This is a genomic window from Prosthecobacter sp., from assembly GCF_044373815.1.
Taxonomy (GTDB): Bacteria; Verrucomicrobiota; Verrucomicrobiia; order Verrucomicrobiales; family Verrucomicrobiaceae; genus Prosthecobacter.
In genome coordinates, this window is the sequence record NZ_JBIPNG010000234.1 from 1 (window position 1) to 9868 (window position 9868).

Sequence of the window (9868 nt, forward strand, 5' to 3'; positions counted from 1 at the left end):
GTCCTGGGCGAGGGTGAAGAGCACCGGCGTGTTCATCGCCGCGACGACCGTCTGGCCTGCGTCCACCTTCCGAGAGACCACGATCCCGTCCACCGGCGCGGAGATGCGGCAGTAGCTCAGGTCAGTCTTGGCCTGGTCGAGCGCCGCCTCCTTGATGGTCACGGTGGCGTCCGCCTGTCCCAGCTCGGCTACGGCCTGCTCTACATCCAGCGCCATGACTCCGCGCAGGGGGAGCAGCTCTTTCTTGCGGGCGAGGTTCTGTCGTTTCCACATGGCGCTGGCCTTGGCACCTGCCAGCTCGCCTTCGGCAGCCTTCACCTTGGCGGCATAGATGGAGGTATCCAGCTCCGCGATGAGGTCCCCGCGTTTCACGATGGAGTTAAAGTCAGCGTTGAGTTTCATGACGCGGCCAGACACCTGACAGCCGACGTCCACGCTCACCACCGCGCTGAGCGTGCCGCTGGCCATCACCACGGCACGCAGGTCGCCTTTGCCGACGGTGGTAGTTTCAAAGCGGGCCATGCTTGCGCCCGGCGGTTTGCAGGCTGAAAGGGCAATCAGTGACAACAAAAGTAAGATGCGTGGGTTCATTTCCAGCCGCCTCCGACGGTTTGATAAAGTTTGATGCGCGCGGCCACCGCGTCATAGCGTGAGCCGATGAGATTCTGCTGCGCGGTAAAGAGGTCCTGCTGCGCAGTCATCACATTCAGGTAGGTCGCGACGCCCCGCTGGTCCCGCGCGGCAGCCAGGTCATAGCGCCGCTGCTGGGCGGCGGTCAGCGCCTCAAGTGTGCGGATCTGCTCCCGTGCCGCACGTTGTGCCACCAGCGCATCCGCCACCTCACGGAAAGCGCTCTGGATGGCCTTCTCGTAGTTTGCCACCTCGATGCGCGTGCGCACCTTTGTTGCGTCGAGGTTTGCCTTGTTCCGGCCGCCGGCGAAAATGGGCAGGCTGATCTGCGGCGCAAAGCTCCACACCGCCGTGCTTGGGCCAAACAGGCTGTTCAGCTCCGCGCTGGTCGTGCCGTCAGAGGCTGTCAGTTTCACGGTCGGGAAGAAGGCCGCGCGCGCCGCGCCGATGTCAGCATTCGCCGCTCGCAGCGTGTGCTCTGCCGCGAGGATGTCCGGCCGCCCCAGCAGCAGTTCCGAGGGGACACCGGCGGAAACCGCTTTCACCGGCGCATCCGCCAGCGCTCTGCCCTGGGGCAGTCCTGCAGGCAGCGGCTGGCCGAGCATGAGCACCAGGCCGTTCTCCGCCTGCGCGCGCTGTCGCTGGTAGGAAATGATATTGGACTTGGCCGTGAGCACCTGCGTCTCTGACAGGCGCAGGTCCAGCTCAAGCAGTCCGCCTGCTTTGAAAATGCTCTCATTCAGGCGGTAGCTTTCCTCCACCACCGCCAGTGTCTTCTTTGTGTTGGCGATGAGCTCATCCAACCGCCTCACGGTGTAGTATTGAGTGGCCAGCTCCCCGACGAGCGTCACCTGCGCGGCACGGCGGGTTTCAGTTTTGGCCAGGTAGGTCTCCAGGGCCTTCGCGCTCAGGCTGCGGATGCGGCCAAACAGATCCAGCTCATACGCGGTGGTGCCCAGCTTCAGCGACCACTGCTCCGTGGTCAGTCCGGCCAGGTGGTTCTGCGACATGTCGCCCGCCGCGGACACGGTGGGCAGCAGCGGCGCGCGCTCGATGCGGTACTGCGCCCGCGCTTCCTCCACGCGCAGCATGGCCACACGCAGATCACGGTTGTTTTCCAGGGCGATGTCGATGAGCCGTACCAGCCGCGCGTCATTCTTGAACACGGTGCGCCATGCCAGCTCGCTGCTGGCAGCGCTGGTGTCTCCACCGTTCGGGTAGAGTGCGCTCACCGGTGCCGCCGGGCGGTCCAGCTTCGGGATGAAACTGCAGCCCAGCAGCATCTGGCAGCCGAAAAGGGCCAGGGCACAGCGCCGCGTCGTGCGGAAAAAGGGGGGCTGCCTGCTGAAAGTCATGACTCCAATCATCACGCCATCCACGCCACCCGCGCCGATATTCAGACCGGCGGATGAATCAGCAGGATGAGCGGCAGCGTGCGCGGATGAGCGGCGGCCGCCGTTCATGGGCTTTTGCCGCCGTTCATCACCCACAGAGGCAGATGGTCATTGCACGCTGGCTTTTCGCCGTTGGTACCACAAATTTGCAGGGAGATGAACGAGGTTCCACATAACATCAGCTTCAGCAGCACACCGCCCTTTGCCGGGCGCGGCTACCGCCTGATGCAGACCGGCTTCTGGTCCCTGTTTGCGCTGACTGTGGCCGTCACCCTACTTTCCGGGCCGCCCTCCATCGCCTTTAAGGATGACTCCTCTGCCACTGCGGAAGCGCTCAGAACGGCCTTCGCCGCGCTTCAGCCGGTCATGTGGATTCAAAACGCAGCCATGATTCTCTGCGGCATTCTGGCCACCCACGGGCTGCACTTGCTCTCCCTCAGGCACCGCTGGGATCTTCGCCCCCTCAGGCGGCTGGTGCCCATGGTGGTGCTCTCCTGCGCAGGCTTTGCGGTCGGCATCTCTGTGCTCATCAACACCCTCCGCTGGTTCCTCGCCGGACAGGGCGTGGGCGAGGCGGTCGCAGGCAGGGGGCTGGTCATTGAGCTCATCTCTACTGGCGCTGTGTCCCTCTTTCTGCTGGGCACGTGGGCCGCACTATACTACGCCTGCCAGGCTTTCACGCGGCTGCACCAGATTGAAGTCAGCTCTCTGCGCCATGCCGCAGCCATCAAGGAGGCGCGGCTGCAGACCATCGCCACGCAGCTCAATCCGCACTTTCTGTTTAACTCACTCAACACCCTTCGCGCGCTGATTGATGAAAATCCCCAGCAAGCGCGCGATGCCGTGACGCAGCTTTCCCTCGTGCTCCGTGCCTCCCTCACCTCCAGTGACTGCAAGTTTATCCCCCTGCGCGATGAACTCTCCACAGTGAATGCCCTGCTGGACCTGGAGCTGGTACGATATGGCGACCGCCTGCAGGTGGAGCGGCACGTCGGCTTCGGTTGTGAAAAAGCACTCATTCCACCGCTGCTGCTCGTCACACTGGTGGAGAACGCCGTGAAGCACGGCGTGGCCGCCAAGCTGGGCCCCGGCTTCCTGCGCTACGAGGCCACCCTCGGCCCCGCCGGTCTGTGCCTGCGCGTGCAAAACTCCGGCTCCCTTGTGGAAAACTGGCAGGGCAAAGGGGGCATCGGCCTCGCACATACGCGTGAGCGTCTGGCCCTATTGTTCGGCAGCGCCGCCACCATGAGCATCAGCCAAAACGCCGAAGGCGTGGAGGCCATCGTCTCCCTCCCGCAGCAAGCACTGACCAAGCAGCAGCCATGAAAGCCCTCCTCATCGACGACGAACGCATGGCCCGCCGCGAAATGCGCCGGCTGCTGGCGGCGCATCCCGAGATCGAAGTCGTGGGAGAAGCCGACAGCGGTCATGCCGCGCTGAGCCTGCTGCCAACGCTCAAGCCAGACGTCCTCTTCCTGGACATCCAGATGCCCGAGATGGATGGCTTTGAATTCGTCAATGCCATGGGCGACCACGCACCGCAGGTCGTCTTCTGCACCGCCTACGATGCCCACGCGCTGCGCGCCTTTGAAGTCAATGCAGTCGGCTATTTATTGAAGCCCGTCGATCCCGTCCGTCTCGCCGCCGTTATTCAAAAACTGCACGACCCCGGTCCGCCGGACACCGAAGCTCAGGATGAAACACCTCTCCGTGAAACGGACCGCGTGTTGCTCAAAGGCGAGCAAAGAAGCTGGTTCGTGCCCGTGCGTTCGATCTACCTCCTCCAATCCGAAGGCAACTACACCCACGTCTTCTTTGAGGGCGGGAAAGTGCTGCTCCCCCGATCCCTCGGCGCCTTGGAGCAGCGCCTGAATCTCCCCATGTTCTTCCGCGCCAATCGCGCCCAGCTCATCAACACCCGTGCCATTACCGATGTCGCCGAATGGTTCAGCGGCGGCCTTCAGGCCACGCTCGCCTCCGGCGACAAAGTCGAAATCTCCCGGCGGCAGGCCACGCTGTTTCGGAAGCAAAAAGGACTATAGAGGCAAGTGCGCGAAGACCTGTCAGAAGACGCCCGCCAGTGGGCGGCTAAGGACTGAACTCCCACTCAGGCGCGTTGAGCAAAGCCCACAGCACATCCTCCATGCGGCTGCGCCATGCGGGGTCGAGCTTCTCGGTGGGGGGATCGCCGGCGCGTGCAGCGGTTTCTTGGGCCATGCGCACGGTGGTGGCCTCGCCGTCGAGGTGATTGGACCAGCTCACGTATTTTTCGCGCGTGCGGGTCGTTGCAGGGGGCTGGGTGCGTGAGGCGGGCTGAATGCGTGCGTCAAAGCCAGCGCTGAGGTGCTTCGTGTAAAGAGCACGTTCTTCACCGGAGGGATGGCGGGTGAGGAGCTTGAGGAAGAGTTGATCGATGAACTGGTCGAGGGATTCCTGCTGCAGGGCGAGGGTGGTGATGCCGTGGTCGTTGCTCAGGCGGGTGAGCCAGATGCCAAGCGTGCCGTTGCTGAGGATGGCGGGCTGCAACACATTCGGATCGGCGTCGCGTTTGCTTATGGGATCCTGACGTGAACCACGCCAACCAAAAGCGCTGAGCACGTCCGTGACAGCCTGGATGCGGGGAAGGGCCAGGCTGGGGCGGTCGCGTTCATTGCTGGTGCTGGTGAGCATCCAGCTGCGGTAAGGTTTGCCCAAGTGGATGGCGTTCTTAAGGTCGCGGGTGTTGTCGATGTCGAGGCAGACTTCTTCGGTGTGGAAGGGCTTGCCGGTGGCGGCGAAGAGCGAGTCCACAATCTGCTCTGCCTGCAGGCGCCGTGGCGCAGGACTGGTGAAGAGCGGGCTGGTCTGCTTCAAGGCTGGATCCGTGGCGCGCTGGTAGGCCTGGCTGTTCAGGATGAGGCGTGCGAGGTGTTTCATGTCATAACCGCCGCTCACGAATTCACGTCCGAGCCACTTGAGCAACTCGGGATGCGTGGGCTTGCCCTTCTCCCAGTCTTCGATGGGTTCCACGATGCCACGGCCCATGAAGCGCGCCCATACGCGGTTGGCGATGACCTGTGCAAAGCGCTCGTTTTGCGGCGCGGTGATCATGGCGGCCAGCACGTCGCGGCTGTCCTTCGGATCTTCCGCGAGTTTCGCCGCAGCTTCGTCGCAGAACTCGGCAAAGGGCCACTTGGGCTGCACTTTGGTGCCGGGCTCCAGTGTCACCTGGATCAGCGGCTTGCGGCCGCCGGCGTGGATCTTGTCCATCGGCACGCTGCTGGTCTTCGGCACTTCGATTTCCTTCGTGCCCAGCATGGCGGCGAGTTCGAAGAGATCCTGCTGCAACGATTTGCCGGTGGGTGAATCATGGCAGCGTGCGCATTTCATTTCCACTCCGAGGAATGCGGTGCTGACGATCGTGCCCTTGGCCGCCATTGGAACATCGTTCTGCGAAGCCGTGCCAAATCCGGCGGGGCCGCCGAGACGCTCGCTGCCGCGCATGCGGAGGAGTTCGGTGACAAAGAAGTCCATGGGCTTATTGTCCTGCAAAGACTCATACAACCACCAGCGGAACGGGCCGGTGTTGTTCAGCGTGGGGTTGAGGATGTTCGGGTTCTCTGCGAGCACGTCCTGCCAGTAGCCCATCCAGTTGTCTGCCCAGCGTGGGTCGGCGAGAAGTTTATCAATGGCCGCTTTGCGATCCGGGCTCTTCTGAAATGCAGCAATGTCTTCGATGGAAGGCGGCACACCCACGGTGTCGAGGTACACGCGACGCAGGAAGGTGAGATCATCGGTCAAAGGGGTGAGCGTGAGATGATCTGCACGAATCTCCGGCCAGTGTGCGCCTTCCTTGATCCACTTGTTCAGCAGGGCGACTTCATCCTTGGTCAAGGGCTTGCCCTTGGGCGGCATGATCTCGTCTTCATCGGAGGATGTGATGCGGGCGATGATGGAACTGTGATCCGGTTTGCCGGGATCGACTGCAGCACCGTCAGACTTGCCGCCTTTCATCGCGTCCGCGAGTGAATCAAGATGCAACCCACCTTTGGCCTTCGCTCCGCGATGGCACTCAGTGCATTTAGCTTCGAGAATGGGCTGGATGTCTTTGAAGTAATCGATACTGCCTTTGTGCGCATCCTGCGATTTCACGCTGTCGATCTTCGCGGCGATGAATGAATCAATGCTCCCTTCACCCGCTGGGTTCTTGGCCAGCCATGCTTCTGCTGCTTTACGGCGCGTGGCCCAGAAAGGCGCGGACTGTGCGCGCAACTCGGCGCGTTTCTTGGCGTTGATCTCAGCGTAGTGGGCGTTGCGCTCCTGTTCGTAAGCGGTCCAGCCGGCATCGTTATAGGCCACTTCACGTTTGCCGGGGGTGATCAGTTTCCAGGTTTCAGTGCCTTGCTGAGACCATGCAACGACGGTTTCCCCGAGTTCTGGACGGCGCGCCGCCTTGCCAGCGTAGCTGCCCACCAGGGTCTCCAGCACGATGAACTGCGGTTTGCCGGTGCCTTCAAACTCGCACCATGATTCACGATTGCCCGGCGGCACAAAACGGAAGTCAGGACCGAGGTCCAAGTAGCCTTGTTGATCGGTCACGAGATGATGACCATCACTGTCATTGGGAGGGAAGGGAGTGGTGAGGATCGTCTTGTTTTCGATGTAGAGATTCGTGGCACCACGAGCGCGCAGCAGCAGGCGGTGTTTACCTTTCGGGAACGTCACGCTGGCGGCCGCACGGAGCAGGAAGGGAACGTGGCGTTCGCCGCGCACCCCGGTGTCCACATACTTCTGCGGCACGTCGAAGAAGCCGAAAACATCCTCCGTGTAGGTTTCGCCCACTTTGGGGTGCTCACTCGGCCATGCATTGGCTTCGGGCATGCCTTCCTCGGCCAGTTGCACCAGTACGCGGCCAGCAGGAACTTGCTTCTTCGCCACGGGTGGTGGCGGTGGCACAAACTGATACTTCGCTTTGAGTGCAGCGACATCCACCGGACCACGATAGATCGCCACGTCATCCAGCCAGCCATTCAGTGAGTGGGAGGCTGCCAGCGTGGAGCCACTGCCGACCATGAGCGAGTCCCCATCAGTGACTGGTGCACGATCCGTCTCGCCACCCATGTCCCACACGCCGTCGGTTTCGCGTCCGTCGATGTAGCCTTTGATGCTCTTGAGTTTGCCAAAAGTATAAGTGACCGCGACGTGGTGCCAGCCGGCGCTCGGCAGCGTGTCTTTGGACCACCAGCGGTGCCATGCGCCCTTCTTGCCTGGCACATCAGCGCTGTGAAACAGGAAGCCGATCTGCGAGCCGCCTTTCGCCGTTTGCAGGCGCAGCGCGTAGTTTTGATTCTCCGCGCCAAATTCCTTGGTGCCAAGGCGGCCCTTGCCCAGGATGTAAGGGCTGCCGCTGAGATCCGCCGCTTTGACCCAGGCCTCCAGCGTGATGGTTTCATTCAGACCAAAGCGCAGTTCTTCGCTGTCCTTGATGGTGAGGGCGGATTTCTTGCCATCGCCAGTGAAGCGTTGCGCAGTGTTATCCTTCGTAAAGCCTGGGAAAGTCGGTGCACGCGGGCCGGGCTCTTTCGCGTCATCAAACCGCCACTGCATGACCGGCTTCGCCAGCGGTTTGTCCGTGGTGTCATTGCCGCCGCTGTCGTTTTGAGCGGAGGCGAGGGAGGTAAGCAGAAGTGTAGCAAAAACAGAGACTGAGCGCGTCATGCCCTTACCAACGTCGGATTGCGGCCGCTTTCAGCATTTCGGGCACCCCACTTTCGTGAGGGGGCGGATCTCCACTGCTACTTATTGGGGATATTTCACACCTGCACCAAACCCCGGCGGATCGCTTCGGCGGTGGCCTGGGCACGGTCGTTGACTTTGAGCTTCATCAGAATGCGGCTGACGTGCTGCTTCACCGTGTCTTCCCCAATGCCGAGGACGGCGGCGATTTCTTTGTTGGCGTTGCCCCGGGTCACGAGGGCAAGGATCTCGCGCTCGCGTGGCGTGATCTCAGGTTCCGCGAGGCGGTCTTTGAGCCGCTGGGCGATTTCGATCGGCAGGCTGCGCTCGCCTTTGGCCACAGTGCGGATGGCGGCGAGCAGATCGCCGCGGGAGGAAGATTTTTGCAGATACCCAAGTGCGCCCGCCTTGAGTGCAGCCTGGATTTCATCATCGCGGGCAAAGGTGGAAAAGATGAGAACGCGGGCGTTGGCGTGATCGCGCAGCAGCGCTGCTGTGGCCTCGATGCCGCTTATGCCGGGCAGTTGCAGATCCATGAGGACGACGTCCGGCTTCTTTTTAGCAAACAGCGCCGAGGCCTCTTCACCGCGATCGGTTTCACCCACGACCTTGAAGTCGTCCTCAAGCTCCAGCGAGGCCACGAGGCCGCTGCGGACGACGAAGTGGTCGTCGATGAGCAAGAGTGTGATGGGGGCGGCGGACACGGTGAGGTGGGTCAAGTGGTCAAAGTCTCAAGTGGCAGGCGAACGGTGACGATGGTGCCTTGTTTGGGCTGGCTTTGCCAATCAACGTTGGCGTTTATTTTGCGGCAGCGCTCGCGGATGCCCATGCAGCCGAAGTGGCCGGGCTGGCCGGTGGTCACGGCGCTGGCGGTGAGGCCCAGGCCATTGTCGGCGATGCTCAGCGTGAGCATGTCAGCGGTGGAGGAAAGATGCAGCGTGATCTCCGTGGCCTGCGCATGCTTGAGCGCATTGGTGATGGCTTCCTGGGCGATCATGCGCAGGTGATGGGACACGGGTCCGGTGATGGGCGGAATGGGATGCAGGTCGAGTTTTAATGCCGGTGCATTCGGCGGCATGCGCGTTTGGATTTCACGCAGCGCGCTGAAGAGATCATGCAGCTGGGCGGTGTCGCGCAGATCGGCCACGAGATTGCGCGCTTCGCTTTGGATGCGGGAGACAAGGCTGCGGGAGGTTTCGATGAGCGTGCGGGCTTTGTCTTCAAGCGGTCGCGTCGTGGCGGCATCAAGTCGCAGGGAGAGACCCGTGAGCTCCTGCTCCAGCGTATCATGAAACTCTCGCGCGATGCGCTGGCGCTCATCCAGCGTGGCCTGCTGTACGATGCGGCTGCTCAGGACTCCGATCTGCCGCCGTTGTGCAGCGATCCAGATGAAGGCCAGCAGCACGAGGCCCGCGAGAATGCTGCTGGCAATGACAAGGCGACCTGCCGTCCAAAACGGGGCAGAATGGACCACTTGAATGTCATCTGCCGAACGCAGCAGGAGGGAGGCGCGCTCGGCCTGAGAGCGAAACCCTTTGTCCGTCGATGACTCGACGAGGCAGATGCCGGTAAGCTCAACGGAGGTGCCGATTTCGAACTCGGGCGCATTTGATTGCAGCAGAAAGGCGCGCAGCGGCGTGCCGTTGGAGGTGAGGCGAAGCTCGAAGCCGTCCGCGCTGCGAAAAAAATCATTGAGCACCGCTGGCGTGGCCAGGTGAACGAGATCGGCATCATGAGAGCCATCTTGGAATTCTTTGAGCGAAACAACCGCTGGAGCAGGTGATGAGTCCGGCTCCGTGGCAAGAACGAGTGCATCGGCGAGAGAGGCGCTGAATCCGGCCATGATGGGAAAGCCAATGATCTCAGCACGATGCCCGGGCGTGAGATTGACTGCGGACATGAGGCGAATGGCGATTGAGGGCGATTGCGGCGGCTTGGGTTGCGCATCCTTTGGCGTTTCACGGGGTGGTGGCGGAGGAGTCGCATCACGCAAAAAAACACGACCATCGGAAAAGGCGGCCAACACGGTGCCACGAATGCGGGCGCGGTGATGGGGCTCGTCGGCAGCACCGAACTGCAGTAAAGTGACCACGGAGGTGATGGGCAACGCCTCAAGAGGCAGCGCGGCT

7 protein-coding genes are annotated in these 9868 nt (G+C 62.0%); 2 read left to right on the forward strand and 5 right to left on the reverse strand.

Features of this window, described 5'->3' with window-relative positions; genetic code table 11:
- Together ACIREA_RS18320 and ACIREA_RS18325 are read right to left on the reverse strand one after the other, a co-directional pair.
- A partial coding sequence (locus ACIREA_RS18320; RefSeq protein WP_397383778.1) for an efflux RND transporter periplasmic adaptor subunit occupies nucleotides 1-522 on the reverse strand: 522 nt, incomplete at its 3' end.
- A gap of 65 nt (nucleotides 523-587) precedes the next feature.
- On the reverse strand, nucleotides 588-2093 hold the full coding sequence (locus tag ACIREA_RS18325; RefSeq protein ID WP_397383779.1) for an efflux transporter outer membrane subunit: 1506 nt from the start codon (nucleotides 2091-2093) through the stop codon (nucleotides 588-590).
- Nucleotides 2094-2180: 87 nt separating this feature from the next.
- On the opposite strand from ACIREA_RS18325, the gene ACIREA_RS18330 reads away from it, so the two are divergent.
- Both ACIREA_RS18330 and ACIREA_RS18335 read left to right on the forward strand, forming a co-directional pair.
- Nucleotides 2181-3350 carry a sensor histidine kinase gene (locus ACIREA_RS18330; protein ID WP_397383780.1) on the forward strand — a complete coding sequence of 390 codons (1170 nt, stop codon included), beginning with the start codon at nucleotides 2181-2183 and terminating at the stop codon, nucleotides 3348-3350.
- The gene (locus ACIREA_RS18335) at nucleotides 3347-4066 is read left to right on the forward strand and encodes a LytR/AlgR family response regulator transcription factor (RefSeq protein ID WP_397383781.1); all 720 of its coding nucleotides are present in this window, start codon (nucleotides 3347-3349) and stop codon (nucleotides 4064-4066) included. Before ACIREA_RS18330 ends, ACIREA_RS18335 begins: the two co-directional genes overlap by 4 nt.
- Before the next feature lie 46 nt (nucleotides 4067-4112).
- On the opposite strand, the gene ACIREA_RS18340 is transcribed toward ACIREA_RS18335, so the two are convergent.
- The 3 genes from ACIREA_RS18340 to ACIREA_RS18350 form a co-directional block, all read right to left on the reverse strand.
- Nucleotides 4113-7721, reverse strand: a complete 3609-nt coding sequence (locus ACIREA_RS18340) for a DUF1553 domain-containing protein (RefSeq protein WP_397383782.1) — start codon at nucleotides 7719-7721, stop codon at nucleotides 4113-4115.
- 95 nt (nucleotides 7722-7816) lie between these two features.
- Nucleotides 7817-8458 (reverse strand): response regulator, encoded by a 642-nt coding sequence (locus ACIREA_RS18345; RefSeq protein ID WP_397383783.1) that lies wholly within the window; start codon nucleotides 8456-8458, stop codon nucleotides 7817-7819.
- Nucleotides 8455-9868: sensor histidine kinase (locus tag ACIREA_RS18350; protein ID WP_397383785.1), on the reverse strand; the 1414-nt coding region annotated here is incomplete at its 5' end. The genes ACIREA_RS18345 and ACIREA_RS18350, both read right to left, overlap by 4 nt.

What these genes read in the sequence shown, in the direction of transcription:
- ACIREA_RS18325 (WP_397383779.1), bottom strand. Translation starts at nt 2,093, where the DNA reads ATGAACGGCGGCCGCCGCTCATCCGCGCACGCTGCCGCTCATCCTGCT.
- ACIREA_RS18330 (WP_397383780.1), top strand. Translation starts at nt 2,181, where the DNA reads ATGAACGAGGTTCCACATAACATCAGCTTCAGCAGCACACCGCCCTTT.
- ACIREA_RS18335 (WP_397383781.1), top strand. Translation starts at nt 3,347, where the DNA reads ATGAAAGCCCTCCTCATCGACGACGAACGCATGGCCCGCCGCGAAATG.
- ACIREA_RS18340 (WP_397383782.1), bottom strand. Translation starts at nt 7,721, where the DNA reads ATGACGCGCTCAGTCTCTGTTTTTGCTACACTTCTGCTTACCTCCCTC.